Raw genomic sequence first — 16,981 nt, forward strand, 5'->3', positions numbered from 1 at the left:
TAAAGCAAAATAAACATATGATTTTTGATTATAACAGCACTAGACCAAAATTAATTTTGGCGGAATACGGCAGAAATGTACAGAATATGGTCGACTATATCTGCACGCTGTCAGATAGGGAAGAAAGAAACCGCTTAGCCCAGGTTGTCATTGATATGATGGGGGTATTGAACCCGCACCTACGTGATGTATCTGATTTTAAGCATAAACTTTGGGATCACCTCTATATTATTTCGGACTTTAAGATCGATGTGGATTCCCCATATCCTATTCCTACCAAGGAAAATATCCATCATAAACCGGAGCCTCTAAAATACCCGAACCATAATATCAAGTTCAAACATTATGGTCATACGGTGGAGGAGATGATCAATAAAACATTGAACATCAGCAATCCAGAAGCTAGATTGAAAATGACCCTGAGCATTGCCAATTTCATGAAAATGGCATACCTGACTTGGAATAAAGATTCTGTATCGGATGACCAAATCCTTCAGGACCTGAAAACATTGTCGCGTGGAGAATTGGTCCTGCCGAGCGATACTGTCCTGACCAAGCTAGACTTCAAAACTCCGCCTCCAGGCAACCGTGTTAAATCCTCAGGTGGCAGCACTGGCCAACAGCAGCAAAATAAGCCGCAAAACAACTATAACAATAAGAGGAGCAACAATAACAACAACAATAACAACAAGAGGCCCTCGAACAATAACAACAACAATAACAGACAGAAAAAAAGCTATAAATAAGACCGGATGAAGAAAGCAATTGAATCGCAACGGGACAATTGCTTTTTTCATGTGGGATTAATATGAATTGAACAGACCTTTGGGCATTATCATTCCTGAGGTATGGTTGATATGAAAAAACTATGAATGCATTTGAAATTTACGGTGGCAAACCATTAAAAGGAGAAATCGTTCCGCAAGGAGCAAAAAACGAAGCATTACAAATAATCTCTGCAGTACTATTGACTGCTGAGAAAATGACCATTAGCAATATCCCCGACATTAAGGATGTCAATAAACTGATCGATCTTTTGGCAGCAATGGGTGTCGAAGTAAATAGAATCAGTGACGATACCTATGAGTTTGAGGCTAAAAATATCAATATTGATTATTTTCAATCGGAGGAATTCAAGAAAAAAGGGGGAAGCCTACGCGGATCGATCATGATCGTTGGGCCATTGTTGGCAAGATTTGGAAAGGCTGCTATCCCTAAACCTGGAGGTGACAAGATCGGTAGACGCCGTCTGGACACCCACTTTTTAGGTTTTGAGAAGTTAGGTGCTAAGTTTGTCTATGATGCTGAGAACCATTTCTTCAATGTGGATGCAACCCAATTGAAGGGGACTTATATCCTATTGGATGAGGCTTCAGTTACGGGTACGGCCAATATCGTGATGGCTGCCGTTCTTGCAAAAGGGGTAACCACGATCTATAATGCTGCTTGTGAGCCTTATCTTCAACAGTTATGTAAGATGTTGAACAGGATGGGCGCTAAGATCTCTGGGATCGGTTCTAACCTGTTGACAATTGAAGGTGTGGAGCAATTAGGTGGCACAAGCCATAAAATGCTTCCAGATATGATCGAAATCGGTTCTTTCATTGGTTTAGCTGCCATGACAGGATCTGAGATCACCATCAAGGATGTATGTTTCCAGGAATTGGGGATCATTCCATCGGTATTTTCCCGCTTGGGAATCAAATTTGAGTTGAGAGGTGACGATATCTTTATCCCTGCTCAAGAGAATTATGAAATCGACACCTTTATCGATGGTTCGATATTGACCATTTCTGATGCTCCATGGCCAGGTTTTACACCGGACCTTTTGAGTATCGTATTGGTGACAGCGATCCAGGCGAAAGGAAATGTGTTGATCCACCAGAAGATGTTTGAAAGCAGATTGTTCTTCGTGGATAAATTGATCGATATGGGCGCACAGATTATTCTTTGTGACCCGCACCGTGCGACGGTTATCGGTTTGAACAAGCAGAATAAACTTCGCGGAATTGAGATGACCTCCCCAGATATCCGTGCTGGTGTATCTTTATTGATTGCCGCATTATCGGCGCAAGGAAAGTCCGTAATCTATAATATCGAGCAGATAGAAAGAGGTTATCAGCATATCGAGGAACGCCTAAAAGCATTAGGTGCAGACATCAGAAGGGTTGAGGCACAGCCAGCTGGGCATTAAACCTGAATTGTCTGCCTATTGTTAAAAAAGGAATCAGAATTGGATAATCTACTAAGTCTATATAATTTTGTACTCAAATTAATTGTTCAAACACACAGATGAAAAAAATCACATTATTATCAGCAGTTGCGGCATTAGTATTGGCTTCATGCGCTGGAAACCCAGAAGGTAAAAAAGCTGAAACCAAGGATTCAGTTTCGATCACACAAACTGAAGTAACAGGAGATGCCTATACAGTTGATACAGCTGCATCCAAAGTAGTATGGACGGGTACAAAGGTTACCGGTAAACATACAGGTACAGTAACTGTTAAATCTGGTACAGTTAACGTTGATAACGGTAAATTAACTGGTGCTAATGTAGTATTGGATATGACTACAATTGGATCGACTGACCTAGAAGGTGAGTTCAAAGGAAAATTGGATGGACACTTGAAGTCTGATGATTTCTTTGCAACAGAAAAATTCCCTGAAGCTTCTTTCACGATCACTGAGGTTAAACCAGGTGCGACAGATGCAGACCTGAACATTTCTGGTAACTTGGTTATCAAAGGTGTTAGCAAGAACATTACATTTGATGCAAAAGTTGTTGAATCTACTGAAACTGCAGTGAAAGCTACTGCTAATTTCAACATCACTAGAGCTGATTGGGGTGTAACTTATGAAGGAAAATCTGATGATTTGATCTCTAAAGAAATCAACTTCGACATTACCTTAGTTGCAAATAAATAATTTTATTTAATTCTATAATAAGAGCCTTTGGTCATGGATCAAAGGCTTTTTTTGTGAGCTTCTCCCTCGGGAACAGACTTAATATCTTATTTTTGTAATTCAATTAATTCATTGCCAATGAAAATTACGCTGATCTGTATCGGGAAGACAGATGACCAACATATTGTGAAAGGGATCGAGATCTATACAAAAAGGTTGAAGCATTATGTGAACTTCCAGATCGTGACCATCCCTGATATCAAAAATTCCAAGAACTTAAGTGAAAGCCAGCAGAAAGAGAAAGAAGCACAGCTATTACTTAAAAATTGCAGCAACCAGGATTTTATCATCCTATTGGACGAACGAGGAAAGGAATATACCTCCGTGGAGTTTTCTGCGTTTCTAGAGAAGCAAATGGTATCCAGTGTGACGCATTTGGTTTTTATGATCGGTGGCCCTTATGGCTTTGATGATACGGTCTATCAGCGCGCCAATGCGAAGATATCGCTGTCTAGGATGACTTTCTCCCATCAGATGGTCCGACTGTTCTTTGTGGAGCAAATCTATCGCGCCTATACGATAATGAGGGGTGAACCTTATCATCACGAATAATTTTATGTAAATTGAATATTAAAAGCATCATATATTAAAAGTAAAGGGAAATCATGGACGATAATAAATTTAAAAGGGACTATAAATTTAAGAGCCAAGAGGGTGCTCATGGTGGTGGGATCAATAAATGGATCATTATCATCGGTGGGGCAATAGTGATATTATTGGCTTATCTGTTGAGATAAGGGGGGTACATTATTCTTTTTGCAAGAACTTGAAGAATTGACAAGGGATAGATTTGAAGAATTTATTGCCCAGAATAGTTTTAAATATAGGACTGTTCAAGTTAAGTTATGCTTCCAAATAATTAAGCGAATGTATAAGCGTTGTACACTGGGTTATTATTTTGGGGATATTAAGGTTTGCAAATCAAAGGAGATGGTGGTGGAAGGAAACCACAGATATTTGGCCTATCTTTTAGCTGGAATTGAATTTGAAGTTATTGATTGGACAAGTTCATATTCTGATAACCCTATACAATACAATGGAATTAAGGTTGATTTTGATGAAGATTGGGATGAGTTTCAGAAAGAAACCAGGATGTTTCTTACGGATGATTTTTTAAAAGATTTTGAAAGAAGGACAACACAATGATTATTTTCTTGGATATCGATGGGGTTATGGTACATGCCAATCCGCATAGAATGGTGGAGTTGGATTATGATGGGTTTTATAAATTCAATAAGAAGGCCGTTGAAATTCTCCAAAATACTATCTATAAAACTAAGGATCGGGTAGTTTTATCTACATCGCATCGTAATAAATATAACCTAAAAGAGTGGAAGGAGATTTTTGAGAAGAGGGGGTTATTCTTTGATTTTTTAAGTGTTTTGGATGTTAATTATTCCAATACTTCAACGGTCAGTAGAAAAACGGAGATAATTGATTGGATTAACAGGCATAAATTAAAACCGGAGGAAGTCTTGATCATTGATGATGATAAATCCCTGAATGATCTACCATTGAACTTCAAGGAGCGCTTAGTTTTGACTAATCCTTATGTTGGATTAAATAACCAAAATGAATTAAAAAGTGTTCTAAAAAGGAAAGTAAAAAAGACAGTTTTGGGTTAAAAAACTTAAAAGGTTTTCAAAAGGCTTTATCAATTAAGGGATAAGGCTTTTTTTGTGTCCTTAGGGGCTTGTTTGGGTTCTTGTAACAAGGTTTAGTGATTCTAGGGAAGAAGTAGCCCAGTAAAGGTTGCTTGGGGGATATAAATAAATAAGGCGATACGGGGAGTATCGCCTTAAAATCACACTAACTATTAATAAAACCCTATAGAACTAGGTGTTTTCAAAACATAGATCTTAGACTAGACTTCAGTCTATCTCCAAGACCCACTGTAAAAGTAAAAACCTTTTATTATAAAATCAAATAAAAGTTGCAACATTTATATTATAATTGAATTTTATCTGTACTTTTTAAAAATTCAACCCATGCAACCTGGTCAGTTTTAAATGTTAAGTCATTTTCTTGCAGGTCGTTTAAAGGAATTAACCTAAACGCTTGTAGTTTTCCTTCTAGGGATTTTTCGGTAAAGTCGAAAGATTTTGTCCTAATGTTTAATTCTACGTTGTTTTTTTGCTCTACTTGATAGTATATGGAAATAATTTGACTATCATTAAAACTTGATTTTTCATAGAAGTCTGTGGTGTAAATATGCTTGATGACCTCAACTTCCATCCCGGTTTCTTCCAGATATTCTCTTTTTAATGCATCGATCAATCCTTCTCCATATTCCAATCCGCCACCAGGGAATTTGGTGAAGGATACATTCTCCGTTCGTTCATCGCTAATCAAAACTTCATTACGTTCGTTGATCATTATGCCATAAACCCTAACATTAAATAAAAACATAGTTAAAAATATTGGATCCTGCCTTGGAAGGGGCAAAATCTAGATGTAGTAATTTGTAAATTCTGAGTCTGGTAAAAGGTGAAGGTAGGTTATCCCTGCCTTCACCATCAATATTATAACGGTTGGAAACCAGAATCCACCGATTCTGTATCTAAACCAACCAAGGAGTAGTGTTTTGGTAAAAACCAAGAAATGGTATTCATCGCTTGTTTGTACTTTTTTTCGTTTGAAAAGTTTTTTGGAGTGATGTTGAATACAAGGTCCTGTGTGACCTTCTCTTCATCCGTATAATTTCTGGCAATCAACATGACCATCGGGTTCTTCACGCCTGAATACTGTAGGAATTCGCGGATCTGACGACGTGCATAATCCGGTAAAATCTCTTGGGCTGGTTGTCCGACCAAAAGCTCTTCATCGCTGCCGATTACAAAATCTTGGTTGTTTATCGAGAAATGGTGCTCGTCGGTATAAAACTCATTGCACAAGGCATAGTTCAATAGATCTCCATAGCTGAACATCCAGTCAGGATTTTCTTTCCTGGTATTCAATGCCACCCCAAAACCATTCTGCAATAGGTTGCCTAATTTATTCTTAATGACATAGGCTTGGAAGTTCTCTCCAGGATCTACCGAACGAAGGTTGAAATAGGGGAAGCCTTCCGTACTCATGATGATCTCTGGTTCGGATACCGCTAGGTTTGCTTCAGCAATATTATCGATAAACTCCGCTACCCAATCATTGTTCCTCTTTTCTAAAGGGATTGTTAGCAGGTTGTTAATGACTAGTGTTTTTTCAAGATCTCCTAAATTCCCGGATCCTGCATTAGCATCAAAAAAATGTATGTTACTCATAAGTCCTTTGAAAATACGGCTAAAAGTAAGGATTATTGTCTTAATGTAAAGTGTTTTATTCAAAAATGATGGGATTTAAAGGACAATTAGGGTAAGATAAACTCGTTTATTTTCTTATTTTTGTTAAAAAAGGAACCACTTTAATGTCAGAATTAAATACGACACGATCAGTGCAATATAATACATCAAAAATAAGCTACGAGGAATTCCGCCAGGTACTCATAGAAGATTATAAACTAGCCACGCAAAGCCGATTTGTCAGTCTATTGGGAAGAAAGGAAGTGCTTACAGGCAAAGCTAAATTTGGAATTTTCGGAGATGGTAAGGAATTGGCTCAGATTGCTCTATCCAAGGTTTTCAAGCCGGGGGATTGGCGATCAGGGTATTATAGGGACCAAACTTTGGCTTTCGCCCTAGGGATCAGCAATGTCTATAATTTCTTTTCGCAATTGTATGCTAATCCTGATGTTGAGGCGGATCCATCTTCTGCAGGAAGACAAATGGTGGCCCACTTCGCCACGCCCCTTTTGAATGAGGACGGTGAGTGGATCGACCAAACCAAGCAGGTCAACTGCTTTTCTGATATTTCCACAACCGGTGGACAGATGTCAAGGATCCTAGGTTTAGGATTGGCATCGAAACTTTATAAAAATAATCCTAATCTCTCCCATAAAGAAAAGTTTAGCAATGATGGTCAAGAGGTGGTTTTCTGTACGATAGGAAACGCCGCGACCTCGGAAGGGGTGTTCTGGGAAACGGTGAATGCTGCCGGTGTGAAGCAACTGCCTGTCGTAATCTCCATTTGGGATGACGGCTATGGAATCTCCGTTCCTAATGATATCCAAACCACAAAAGGTGATATCTCTGCTCTGCTAAGAGGTTTTCAGGAGGATGAAGCTGGTCCGGGATTTGAAATATTTCGCGTGAAAGGCTGGGATTATGCCGGTCTATGCGAGGTATATGAGAAAGCTGCGGATTTTGCCAGAAACAACAGTAAGCCTTGCCTGGTGCATGTGGTCGAAATGACCCAACCGCAAGGTCACTCTACCTCCGGATCGCATGAGCGCTATAAAAGCCATGAACGATTGGAATGGGAAACCGAGTTTGATTGTAATAAGAAAATGCGGGATTGGTTGATTGATTCTGGAATGGCTACCGAAGAAGAATTGGCAGCTCTCGATTCAGAAGCAAAGGATTTCGTGAGGAAAGAACAGAAACGTGCCTGGGCAGATTATAGAAAAACGCTTCAGGTGGACCTGCAGGAAGCTATTGCTAAGTTGGAAGGTATCAACCATCATGCTGCTGAAATACCCTTAAAAACCTTGTTGTCGACTACAGAGCCTTCTCTTAAGGAGGTTTATGTAAATGTCAGACGTGTCATTAGGGAGCTTCGCGGGATTGATGTTTTAGGGAAAGAGGAATTGAAATCCTGGTTCCGCGAAAAACAGAAAATTAACCATGATCGATTCAACGATAAACTATTCGTTGATACAAAATATTCTCCACTGTTAGTGGAAACCGTTCCTGCTGAATTTGATCAGGATTCCCCCATTGTGGATGGTCGTGAGGTACTGAATGCTTGCTTCAAAGCTAATTTTGATAAAGATGCACGACTGTTGGCCTTCGGAGAGGATGTGGGTAAGATTGGGGATGTGAATCAAGGTTTCGCGGGCTTACAGGAAGAATTTGGTAGTCAGAGGATCTTCGATACCGGAATCAGGGAGTCTGCAATCATTGGAAAGGGGATAGGCCTAGCTGTTCGTGGCTTTAGACCTATTGCTGAAATCCAATATTTGGATTACCTGATTTACGCAATGCCTGTTCTCAGTGATGATTTAGCGAGTTTGAGTTACAGAACAAAGGGAAGGCAAAGAGCTCCTTTGATCGTAAGGACCCGTGGTCATCGATTGGAAGGTATTTGGCACTCTGGATCACCGATGTCAGTGCTATTGGGTGGTTTGAGAGGAATGCATATCTGTGTGCCAAGAAACATGACCCAAGCTGCTGGAATGTATAACACTCTTCTTAGATCCGATGAACCTGCAGTTGTGGTAGAGTGTCTGAATGGCTATAGATTGAAAGAGAAAATGCCGATCAATATCAGTGAATTTACCGTTCCGATTGGGAAAGCTGAAAAGATCAGAGAAGGTGCTGATATTACGGTAGTGTCTTATGGTTCAACCCTTAGGATTGTGCAGGAAGCTGCTTTGGAATTGGATAAATTGGGTGTTTCCATAGAAATCATTGATGCTCAATGTCTGCAACCGTTCGATAGAGACAAGATTTCCGTTGAATCCTTGAAGAAAACAAATAGATTATTAGTGGTGGATGAAGATTTCCCTGGAGGGGCATCTTCTTATATCACCCATGAAATATTGGAAAAACAAGGTGGTTATTACCATTTGGATGGACAACCTAAAACCTTGACTGCAAAAGCTCATCGTCCGCCTTACGGCTCTGATGGTGACTATTTTACTAAACCAGCTGTTGATGATGTCGTGGAAACGGCCTATCAAATGATGTCTGATAGTAATCCAACAACATTTCCTCCTATCTTCTAGGAGGAAATGTTCCTGAATATTATATGCCGTTTGAGAATAGGGATGCCGCTCCAATTATCGCTGCATGCTCTTGGTATTGACCAATCTGAACGTCAAATCCTTCCAGTACAGATTTGTCTGGAAAAATACGGTCCCAGGCCTTTACAATGTTCCCGCCAATGACAAATGACTTACATTCATGCTTCTGGCTAAAAAACTCCATAAAACGCAATAAGTGTTCCTGATATTCTGAAAGGAGTTGAGTTACTTCTTTGGTTTCAGCATGTTTTTCAAGGATCTCCCTTAATCCACTTTCCTTAATTCCTGATAATTCCTCAAATCGCTTTACAAACCATCTTGTTACCAGATATTCTTCAAAGATAGAGTCCTTATAGACCGTATCCCAAAGATCAGCATCAAATGCTTTCTCACCCTGACTCCAAACTGCGCTCCCTAAACCAGTTCCCAAAGTAATTCCTAAAATCCTATCTTTATGGTCTAATCCACATCCAAAGACCTCACCTTGCAAAAAGGCAGCAGCGTCATTGATGTATAGAATTTTGAAATCTTGTTGACCAAGCCCTTCTAAAATAGGCTCAGTAACTTTGATATTATAAATACTATCGTATTTTGATTGACCTTTCATGAGGGCAATTCCCTTTTCATAATCGAAGGGTCCTGGAGCAGCAATTCCAATGTTAACTACTTCTAAATCAGTTTTTTCTAGGCAGGATTTCATGTTGGTGGTCCAGTCAAGAAAAATCGATTTAGCATTTTCCAATGAATTTACATGCGAACGGGTGATGGTTTCGTTAAGAATTCTCCAAGAATCCTTCTCAACGATCGCTGAAGTGATATGTGTCCCGCCAATATCACACGAAAGAATATAATTGCTATTCTGCATTCTTTAAATAGGCCTTATATTTTAATAAATGGTCAGCTATTACGAGGGCAGCCATGGCTTCCACGATAATAACTGCACGAGGTACAACACAAGGGTCATGGCGTCCCTTTCCAGAAATGGTCGTTTCGTTTCCTTCTTCATTTATTGTGTTCTGATCACGCATGATCGTTGCGACAGGTTTAAATGCAGTGCGGAAAGTAATATCCATTCCATTAGAAATGCCACCTTGAATACCTCCTGAAAAATTGGTTATTGTTTTTACTTGATTATCTTCTTTTACAAAGATGTCGTTGTGTTCTGAACCTAGCATTTTTGAGCCTTCAAACCCAGATCCGTATTCAAAGCCATGAACAGCATTAATGCTCATCATTGCCTTGGCTAGGTCTGCATGAAGTTTGTCAAATACTGGCTCTCCAAGTCCGACTGGAACCTTTCTGATGACAGTGGAAATAACACCGCCAACTGTGTCTCCATTTTTACGGACTTGATTGATGAATTCTTCCATTTCGGAAGCACTGGCAGGGTCAGCACATCTTACGATGTTGCTCTCCCTGGTTTCTAACAATCCATTTAAATCATTAAGCTCCAGATTAGGAGCCTGAATATTCCCTACGGCAGAAACATGGGCAAATATTTCGATTCCGTATTGTTTCAAGAATAATTTTGCAATTGCTCCTGCTGCTACACGAGCTGCAGTTTCTCTTGCTGATGACCTACCACCGCCACGGTAATCGCGGATGCTGTATTTCATTTGATAAGTGAAATCTGCATGAGAGGGTCTGAATTTATCTTGAATGTGAGAATAGTCCTTTGAGCGTTGGTCTTCATTTGGAATTACGATGGCAATGGGCGTGCCTGTAGATTTTCCTTCAAAAGTACCGGATAGAATTTGTGCAGTATCGCTTTCTTTTCTTTGGGTTGTGATCTTGGATTGGCCAGGGCGACGTTTGTCCAATTCTGATTGAATGAATTCTTCATCAATTTCAACCAGCGCTGGGCATCCATCCACTATCACCCCAATTGCCTTTCCATGTGATTCCCCGAAAGTGCTTATCTTAAATAAATCTCCAAAAGTATTTCCTGCCATAATTCGATAATGCCCGTAAATATATAAAAATAGATATGAAAATTGCTTAGCTTATAATAATATTATTTTTCAGCGATTTGGAAGCCATGTTCTTCTAGATGCTGCCAAAACATAGGATATGATTTTTCAACCACCATAGGTTCTTCAATGATAACTTGATTGAATACTAATGCCAATGGAGCAAATGCCATTGCCATGCGGTGATCTTCATAGGTTGCAATAGTAAGGTTTCCTGGATCTTGCACATCAGCCGTCTTCAAGTGGTAAGTTTCACCATCTGCGATGAGTTTTGCTCCGAACTTACCGATTTCAGTCTGTAAGGCAAGAATCCGATCAGTTTCCTTGATTTTCAAGGTTTCTAATCCGGTAAATGAAACATCCTTTTTCAGAGCTGAAGCAATAACGACAACAGTTTGTGCTAAATCGGGACATTCTTTAAAGTCGAATAAAGTTTTTTCAGACTTACAATCCACTTTTTTCAAATGGAGACCATCTTTTTCAAAGCTTGACTCCACTCCAAAATGCGTCATGATTTCTACGATCGCCATGTCGCCTTGCAAACTATGTTCCTTTAATCCAGGCAACACAATTTCCCCGTTTTGGGAAAGAGCAACGATAGAGTACCAATAAGAAGCTGCGCTCCAATCTGGTTCAACATAGATCACTGACTCCGAAAAATCCTGCTTGGCAATCTGGATTTTATTATCTTCAAAATTGTATTGGATTCCACATTCCTGCAGCATTTCCAAAGTCATGGTTACATAAGGCCTAGAGGTCAATTCGCCTTTAATATCAATGGTCAAACCTTTCTTTAAGGAAGATGCGATCAACAATAGCGAAGAAATATACTGGCTACTGATATTACCTTGGATTGAAATTTGTTCTTTTCCTTGAATCATTCCCCCTTCAATTTTTAAGGGAGGGTAACCCGACTTGTTTTCATAATGGATATCAGCGCCCAAGTCTTTTAAGGCATCCACCAGAATCCCTATAGGTCTCAGTTGCATCCTTTCAGTTCCAGTTAAGACAAAGTTTCCTTTGATCAGGTTTAGGTACGAAGTCAAGAACCTCATTGCAGTACCTGCAGGGCCGATATCGATGTTATTGATTCCGGGATTTGGATTAGAAGCTTGGTTCAGGGCTGCATTTAAAGTAACGGTATCAGCTGCTTCAGAAAGATTTTCAACGCGTACAGCTCCTTTACTTAATGCTCTGATGATAAGAGCACGGTTGCTCTCTGATTTTGAACCAGTAAGTTGAACCGTGCCTTTAATTTCTTGCGAAGGGTGGGTTAAAATTAAGCTTTTCGCCGTCATTCTTAAGCCTCCGCAACCGGTTTAGTGTTCATAACCTCGTTTTGCTTACGAATCGATTCGTTATGCAACAACTCTAAATATTTTGAAGTAAACTCTTCGCTCAGGTTAAGGGCCTTCGCCAATTGAATACGTTTCTGAACGATTTCATCCCAACGGTTGATCTGAAGGATCGTTACATTATTATCTCTTTTGAACTCTCCAATTTTTTCAGCAATCTTCATACGGTCAGCGATCTGTTTGATGATTTGGTCATCCAACTTATCGATTTGCCCACGCAATTCAGCTAATTTATCTTCGAATGCAGGGTTGTTAGATTCAGGCTTACGAACCGCTACATTATCCAATAGTTCAGACAAAGCTGCAGGGGTAACCTGTTGTTTAGCATCTGTCCAAGCAACTGAAGGATCGATATGCGACTCGATGATCAGACCTTGCATATCCATATCCATTGCTTTTTGCGTAACATAAGGGATTAATTCACGGTTACCGCAGATATGGCTAGGATCGTTGATGATAGGCAATTCAGGAGCGATCGCTTTCAATTGGATGGCGATATCCCACATTGGTTCATTACGGAAAGCCGTTTTTTCGAAAGAAGAGAATCCACGGTGGATAGCAGCTAATTTTTTGATTCCAGCTCTATTTACGCGTTCCAATGCACCAATCCATAGAGAAAGGTCAGGATTCACTGGGTTTTTAATCAATACAGGAACATCAACACCTTGCAATGCATCTGCAATTTCTTGAACTGTAAATGGGTTCGCGGTTGAACGAGCACCAATCCACAAAATATCAATTCCAGCGGCCAATGCTTCCTCAACATGTTTTGCCGTAGCTACTTCTGTTGCGGTCAACAAGCCGGTTTCTTCTTTAGCTCTCTTCATCCATTCCAAACCGATGCTGCCAATTCCTTCGAATTCTCCTGGTCTTGTACGTGGTTTCCAGATACCTGCACGTAAAACATTCACTTTTCCAGTGTTGGCTAATAAATGTGCTGTAGAAACCACTTGTTCTTCTGTTTCAGCACTACATGGTCCGGCAATGATTAAAGGTTTATCCCCTGTATCTAACCAAGATTTTAAAGGGAGAATGTCTAATGAATGTTTCATTGTATTTTAGTTTGATTATTTACTTGTTAAATTATTTTTTGATTTAGATCTTTTCGTTTTTCAGGTATTCACCCATGATGCTGAAGTTCACTGTGTGCTTCAGGACCTTGCGGATGGCAGCATCATAGTCTGCTTGTTTTTTCCATTCCACATCCACATAGAAATCATATTCATTTCTTCTGCCTACAACGGGCATAGATTGTATTTTGCTCAGGTTGACATTTTGTTCAGCAAAGCATTGTAAGACCATCGCTAATGCACCAATAGCATGGGAAGTCTGGAATGATAATGAAGCTTTGTTGGCATTTTTCTGCTCTTCCAATTCGTTTGAAAGGATCAGGAAGCGAGTAGAATTCTTTTTATTGGTTTCAATTCTCTTTTCCAATATCTCCAAACCATACAGTTTTGCTGCAGCTTCACTTGCGATAGCGGCGGTATGGGGCAATTTCTCATCCAAGATCTTTTTGGCGCAAGCTGCCGTATCCATTCCTTCTTTGATGATCCACTCAGGGTGATCACTTAGGAACTCATCACACTGTCTGATGGCGATAGGGTGGGACTCGACAAATTGAACATCTAAAAGTTTAACACCAGGCAATGCCAAAAGATGCTGTTGAATATTGAGATGAACTTCACCAATGATATGAAAGCGGTAGTCCCTTAAAAGATTGTAATTAGGTAGAATGCTTCCTGCAATTGAATTTTCAATCGCCATCACGACATAGTCTGCTTTTCCTTGCTTCAGGAGGTCACATGTTTTCTTAAATGATGAACATTCAAGCGTTTCTATGTCCTTGCCGAAATATTTATAGGCAGCTTCCTCATGAAATGAAGCTTTTACTCCTTGGATGGCAATCTTTATTTTTTCACTCATTATCTTTTATTATGCTTTACTTTTTTGTCAAAAAAAAGGTCCCAAACTTTTCAGCTGGGACCCTTCAATATTTTCTAAATACCATATACTAGTCCCAGCTCTTATCTTTAAAATAAAAGAACCAAAAGTTGGTATATGTATATTGTATGTTCATTTCCCGTTTATTTGTTTTCAAATATAGAGCTTCTTTATTTAAGTGCAAAATATTTTTTAAAAAATATTGTTTTACGCAATAAAAACTAATCAAAAATCGCGTTAAAATTCATTAAAAATTGCGATAAAAATAGCCTAAAAAAATAATCGAAAATAATGAATAATATGTCTGAATAAATTATAAAACACCTATTTAAATCATATTAAGGTGGTTTTATTAAGATTTTGACTTATAAATTTTGTTTAAAAAACAGTGTAAAAAAAACTAAAAAATAACGTTAAAAAATGATTAAAAAATATCAAAAAATTTAACCAAAATTGGCTCATTTATCATTCGAAAAACTGATGTTTTGAAGCAATTTCTGATTTCTGAAAGCTTGATTGCTCCTTTTCCTACTCTATTTGCTATCTAGAAAAGGATATATTTGTAGCATTTCGAAGAATAGTACAAAAATGCATTATATCCTCATTTCGGTTCTCTGTTCGGTGACTGTTGCCATTATTATCAAATTGGCCAGACAACGTGGAGTGAACTACTTACAACTCCTGGTCTGGAATTATCCTATTGCACTTTTCCTTACTTATTTGGTACTGAAACCCCAAATTGTCCCTTGGACTTCCAGCCTTCCTTGGGCTATCTATGTCCCTTTGGGATTCCTATTACCCTTTATATTTATATGTCTGGCCCTTTCAATCCGTTATGGAGGAATTGTCAAAACAGAGGTTGCTCAGCGCTTATCCCTTTTTATTCCCTTGTTAGCAGCATATTTCTGGATGAATGAAGAATTTGCAGCAAATAAGTTTATTGGTATCGCGGTAGGATTGGTTGCTATCGTGTTTTCCATAGGTTGGAATAAGAATGATCGAGTTCAGGGAAAGCAAATTTGGATATACCCATTGTTGGTATTCTTCGGGATGGGTATCATTGATATTCTTTTCAAGCAAATAGCCTTAAACAGCCAGATTACCTATATGTCCTCCCTTTGGATAGTATTCACATTGGCTTTAGGATTTGCATTGCTCTTTCTGTTTTACCTCTTATTTGTCAAAAAACAGGACTTTGACAAAAAATCTCTCCTTTATGGCGCTATTTTAGGCGTTTTCAATTTTGGTAACATAGTCTTTTACATGAAAGCCCACAAAGCACTCCCTGATAGTCCATCCCTTGTTTTCACAGGGATGAATATTGGAGTGATTGCCATAGGAGCGTTGGCAGGAGTGGTATTATTTCAGGAGAAACTTAGTGTTTACAATAAAATTGGGCTATTTTTGGCCATTATTTCAGTTTTATTAATTGCATTGCTGTGAGTTTATTCGAAGATACATACCAAACTATTGAAGCACCTTCAGAAGGAATTTTTAGGGACAAGGGAAGCAAGTTTATTGCCTATGCCTATCCCTTCAAGGATGAAAGTAAGCTTAAGGATATTATCGCAGAACTGAAATCCATGCATCCTAAGGCCCGCCACCATTGTTATGCTTATAGGCTTAGCCCAGACCGTGCAGTGTTCCGGGTAAATGACGATGGAGAACCTTCGGGGACAGCAGGGAGGCCTATTTTGAATGTTTTGCTCTCTATGGATGTCACGAATATCCTGGTGGTGGTCGTGCGCTATTTTGGAGGCACCTTATTGGGAGTTCCAGGCTTGATCAATGCCTATAAGACAGCAACCCAAGAAGCCCTTGCAGAAGCAGAAGTCGTTGAGAAGACCGTAAATGATGTCTATGAGTTGAAGTTCGATTACCTACAGATGAATGATGTCATGCGGATTGTTAAGGAAACAGATCTAATCGTTTTGAGTCAAGATTTTGATACGAATTGTAAAATTTCCTTCGAAATCCGTAAATTACAGGTAAATGAAGTGATCGGGAGAATGGAGAAGATTGAGGGGGTAGAGATCAATTACTTGCGAACCATATGATTAACGATTCTGAACTGATTATTAATTCCGATGGAAGTATTTACCATTTGAATTTATTGCCATCTGATATTGCCGATACTGTAATTTTCGTCGGAGATCCTGACCGTGTTCCTGAAGTTTCCAAATACTTCGATGATATCGAGATCAAGAAAGGAAGACGAGAATTTATTACCCATACTGGTTCCGTCAAGGGAAAAAGGATCACCGTTATTTCTACAGGGATTGGAACAGATAACATTGATATCGTTCTGAATGAATTGGATGCTTTGGTTAATGTCGATTTCCAGACCAAAACCCTAAAGCCTGAAATCAAATCCTTAGATATTATCCGAATTGGAACCTCCGGGTCTATCCAAGGGAATATTTCCATGGGTACCGTATTAGCTTCCGAATTTGCCATAGGATTCGATACCCTAATGCAATATTATAGAAAACCTTATACCGAGCCCGAAGTCCAATTGCAGGATGCCGTAGTCAAGCACTTTGATAGTCTAACTTTCAAACCCTATGTAGGTCGCGCATCTCAAAAGCTTTTGGATCAATTTGCATTCGACCTTCCAAAAGGAATAACCATGACAGCCCCAGGTTTCTATGGCCCCCAAGGCAGGAATGTCAGGTCCAACAATATCTATCCGGACCTCATCAAGAATGCCAACAGTTTTGAAATTTCAGGAAGAAACATCACCAATCTAGAAATGGAAACTGCGGGAATCTATGCGCTCAGTAATATGTTTGGTCATCATGCCATCTCCATCAACGCGATACTTGCCAGTCGAGTGAGTGAATCTTTTAGTAAAAATCCTCAAGAAATTGTTGATAAGGCAATAAGATTGGTGATAGAGAGAATATAAG

General features: G+C 39.2%; 18 protein-coding genes. 11 read left to right on the plus strand and 7 right to left on the minus strand.

Annotated features, from left to right (window positions below):
* Window positions 1–17: 17 nt before the first annotated feature.
* From RT138_RS14010 to RT138_RS14040, 7 genes are all read left to right on the plus strand, one after another.
* A complete protein-coding gene (locus tag RT138_RS14010) occupies window positions 18–746 on the plus strand; it encodes a DUF4290 domain-containing protein (protein WP_313191195.1) in 729 nt (242 codons plus the stop codon).
* A gap of 122 nt (window positions 747–868) precedes the next feature.
* A complete protein-coding gene (gene murA / locus RT138_RS14015) occupies window positions 869–2,194 on the plus strand; it encodes a UDP-N-acetylglucosamine 1-carboxyvinyltransferase (protein ID WP_185214017.1) in 1,326 nt (441 codons plus the stop codon).
* Window positions 2,195–2,292: 98 nt separating this feature from the next.
* The gene (locus tag RT138_RS14020) at window positions 2,293–2,925 is read left to right on the plus strand and encodes a YceI family protein (RefSeq protein ID WP_185214016.1); all 633 of its coding nucleotides are present in this window, start codon (window positions 2,293–2,295) and stop codon (window positions 2,923–2,925) included.
* A 117-nt stretch (window positions 2,926–3,042) separates the two neighbouring features.
* Window positions 3,043–3,516 (plus strand): 23S rRNA (pseudouridine(1915)-N(3))-methyltransferase RlmH, encoded by a 474-nt coding sequence (gene rlmH, locus RT138_RS14025; RefSeq protein ID WP_313191196.1) that lies wholly within the window; start codon window positions 3,043–3,045, stop codon window positions 3,514–3,516.
* Window positions 3,517–3,569: 53 nt separating this feature from the next.
* Window positions 3,570–3,701: a hypothetical protein gene (locus tag RT138_RS14030; protein WP_262890811.1), complete on the plus strand. Its 132-nt coding sequence runs from the start codon at window positions 3,570–3,572 to the stop codon at window positions 3,699–3,701.
* Between the two features lie 19 nt (window positions 3,702–3,720).
* Window positions 3,721–4,110, plus strand: a complete 390-nt coding sequence (locus RT138_RS14035) for a hypothetical protein (RefSeq protein WP_313191197.1) — start codon at window positions 3,721–3,723, stop codon at window positions 4,108–4,110.
* Complete coding sequence (locus RT138_RS14040) at window positions 4,107–4,589, plus strand: HAD domain-containing protein (protein ID WP_313191198.1); 483 nt, start codon at window positions 4,107–4,109, stop codon at window positions 4,587–4,589. The genes RT138_RS14035 and RT138_RS14040 overlap by 4 nt, the downstream gene beginning before the upstream one ends.
* Before the next feature lie 322 nt (window positions 4,590–4,911).
* Here RT138_RS14040 and RT138_RS14045 read toward each other — a convergent pair whose 3' ends face one another.
* Together RT138_RS14045 and RT138_RS14050 are read right to left on the minus strand one after the other, a co-directional pair.
* On the minus strand, window positions 4,912–5,373 hold the full coding sequence (locus RT138_RS14045) for an NUDIX domain-containing protein (protein ID WP_185217595.1): 462 nt from the start codon (window positions 5,371–5,373) through the stop codon (window positions 4,912–4,914).
* Window positions 5,374–5,486: 113 nt separating this feature from the next.
* Window positions 5,487–6,224 (minus strand): hypothetical protein, encoded by a 738-nt coding sequence (locus RT138_RS14050; RefSeq protein WP_313191199.1) that lies wholly within the window; start codon window positions 6,222–6,224, stop codon window positions 5,487–5,489.
* Window positions 6,225–6,367: 143 nt separating this feature from the next.
* On the opposite strand from RT138_RS14050, the gene RT138_RS14055 reads away from it, so the two are divergent.
* On the plus strand, window positions 6,368–8,785 hold the full coding sequence (locus tag RT138_RS14055) for a thiamine pyrophosphate-dependent enzyme (RefSeq protein ID WP_313191200.1): 2,418 nt from the start codon (window positions 6,368–6,370) through the stop codon (window positions 8,783–8,785).
* Window positions 8,786–8,804: 19 nt separating this feature from the next.
* Here RT138_RS14055 and RT138_RS14060 read toward each other — a convergent pair whose 3' ends face one another.
* From RT138_RS14060 to RT138_RS14080, 5 genes are all read right to left on the minus strand, one after another.
* Window positions 8,805–9,668, minus strand: coding sequence for an ROK family protein (locus RT138_RS14060; protein WP_313191201.1), 864 nt, complete (start codon window positions 9,666–9,668; stop codon window positions 8,805–8,807).
* Window positions 9,658–10,755, minus strand: a complete 1,098-nt coding sequence (aroC, locus tag RT138_RS14065; RefSeq protein WP_313191202.1) for a chorismate synthase — start codon at window positions 10,753–10,755, stop codon at window positions 9,658–9,660. The genes RT138_RS14060 and aroC overlap by 11 nt, the downstream gene beginning before the upstream one ends.
* Window positions 10,756–10,817: 62 nt before the next feature.
* Complete coding sequence (gene aroA / locus RT138_RS14070; protein ID WP_313191203.1) at window positions 10,818–12,071, minus strand: 3-phosphoshikimate 1-carboxyvinyltransferase; 1,254 nt, start codon at window positions 12,069–12,071, stop codon at window positions 10,818–10,820.
* Between the two features lie 2 nt (window positions 12,072–12,073).
* The gene (locus RT138_RS14075) at window positions 12,074–13,180 is read right to left on the minus strand and encodes a chorismate mutase (protein ID WP_185214008.1); all 1,107 of its coding nucleotides are present in this window, start codon (window positions 13,178–13,180) and stop codon (window positions 12,074–12,076) included.
* 43 nt (window positions 13,181–13,223) lie between these two features.
* A complete protein-coding gene (locus RT138_RS14080; RefSeq protein ID WP_313191204.1) occupies window positions 13,224–14,054 on the minus strand; it encodes a prephenate dehydratase in 831 nt (276 codons plus the stop codon).
* A gap of 606 nt (window positions 14,055–14,660) precedes the next feature.
* On the opposite strand from RT138_RS14080, the gene RT138_RS14085 reads away from it, so the two are divergent.
* From RT138_RS14085 to RT138_RS14095, 3 genes are read left to right on the plus strand one after another with little or no spacing between them, the layout of a single operon-like run.
* Window positions 14,661–15,515 carry an EamA family transporter gene (locus RT138_RS14085; RefSeq protein ID WP_313191205.1) on the plus strand — a complete coding sequence of 285 codons (855 nt, stop codon included), beginning with the start codon at window positions 14,661–14,663 and terminating at the stop codon, window positions 15,513–15,515.
* Window positions 15,512–16,129: a YigZ family protein gene (locus tag RT138_RS14090; protein WP_313191206.1), complete on the plus strand. Its 618-nt coding sequence runs from the start codon at window positions 15,512–15,514 to the stop codon at window positions 16,127–16,129. Before RT138_RS14085 ends, RT138_RS14090 begins: the two co-directional genes overlap by 4 nt.
* On the plus strand, window positions 16,126–16,980 hold the full coding sequence (locus RT138_RS14095) for a nucleoside phosphorylase (RefSeq protein WP_312696915.1): 855 nt from the start codon (window positions 16,126–16,128) through the stop codon (window positions 16,978–16,980). Before RT138_RS14090 ends, RT138_RS14095 begins: the two co-directional genes overlap by 4 nt.
* Window position 16,981: the final 1 nt, after the last annotated feature.

This window comes from Sphingobacterium sp. (assembly GCF_032065005.1).
Taxonomy (GTDB): Bacteria; Bacteroidota; Bacteroidia; order Sphingobacteriales; family Sphingobacteriaceae; genus Sphingobacterium.

Bases quoted from the DNA above. Each gene is read 5' to 3' on its own strand.
- RT138_RS14080 (WP_313191204.1), bottom strand. From the start codon at position 14,054: ATGAGTGAAAAAATAAAGATTGCCATCCAAGGAGTAAAAGCTTCATTT.
- RT138_RS14095 (WP_312696915.1), top strand. From the start codon at position 16,126: ATGATTAACGATTCTGAACTGATTATTAATTCCGATGGAAGTATTTAC.
- murA (WP_185214017.1), top strand. From the start codon at position 869: ATGAATGCATTTGAAATTTACGGTGGCAAACCATTAAAAGGAGAAATC.
- aroA (WP_313191203.1), bottom strand. From the start codon at position 12,071: ATGACGGCGAAAAGCTTAATTTTAACCCACCCTTCGCAAGAAATTAAA.
- RT138_RS14010 (WP_313191195.1), top strand. From the start codon at position 18: ATGATTTTTGATTATAACAGCACTAGACCAAAATTAATTTTGGCGGAA.
- RT138_RS14030 (WP_262890811.1), top strand. From the start codon at position 3,570: ATGGACGATAATAAATTTAAAAGGGACTATAAATTTAAGAGCCAAGAG.
- RT138_RS14060 (WP_313191201.1), bottom strand. From the start codon at position 9,668: ATGCAGAATAGCAATTATATTCTTTCGTGTGATATTGGCGGGACACAT.
- RT138_RS14020 (WP_185214016.1), top strand. From the start codon at position 2,293: ATGAAAAAAATCACATTATTATCAGCAGTTGCGGCATTAGTATTGGCT.
- RT138_RS14075 (WP_185214008.1), bottom strand. From the start codon at position 13,180: ATGAAACATTCATTAGACATTCTCCCTTTAAAATCTTGGTTAGATACA.
- RT138_RS14040 (WP_313191198.1), top strand. From the start codon at position 4,107: ATGATTATTTTCTTGGATATCGATGGGGTTATGGTACATGCCAATCCG.
- RT138_RS14085 (WP_313191205.1), top strand. From the start codon at position 14,661: ATGCATTATATCCTCATTTCGGTTCTCTGTTCGGTGACTGTTGCCATT.
- RT138_RS14055 (WP_313191200.1), top strand. From the start codon at position 6,368: ATGTCAGAATTAAATACGACACGATCAGTGCAATATAATACATCAAAA.
- aroC (WP_313191202.1), bottom strand. From the start codon at position 10,755: ATGGCAGGAAATACTTTTGGAGATTTATTTAAGATAAGCACTTTCGGG.
- RT138_RS14045 (WP_185217595.1), bottom strand. From the start codon at position 5,373: ATGTTTTTATTTAATGTTAGGGTTTATGGCATAATGATCAACGAACGT.
- rlmH (WP_313191196.1), top strand. From the start codon at position 3,043: ATGAAAATTACGCTGATCTGTATCGGGAAGACAGATGACCAACATATT.
- RT138_RS14050 (WP_313191199.1), bottom strand. From the start codon at position 6,224: ATGAGTAACATACATTTTTTTGATGCTAATGCAGGATCCGGGAATTTA.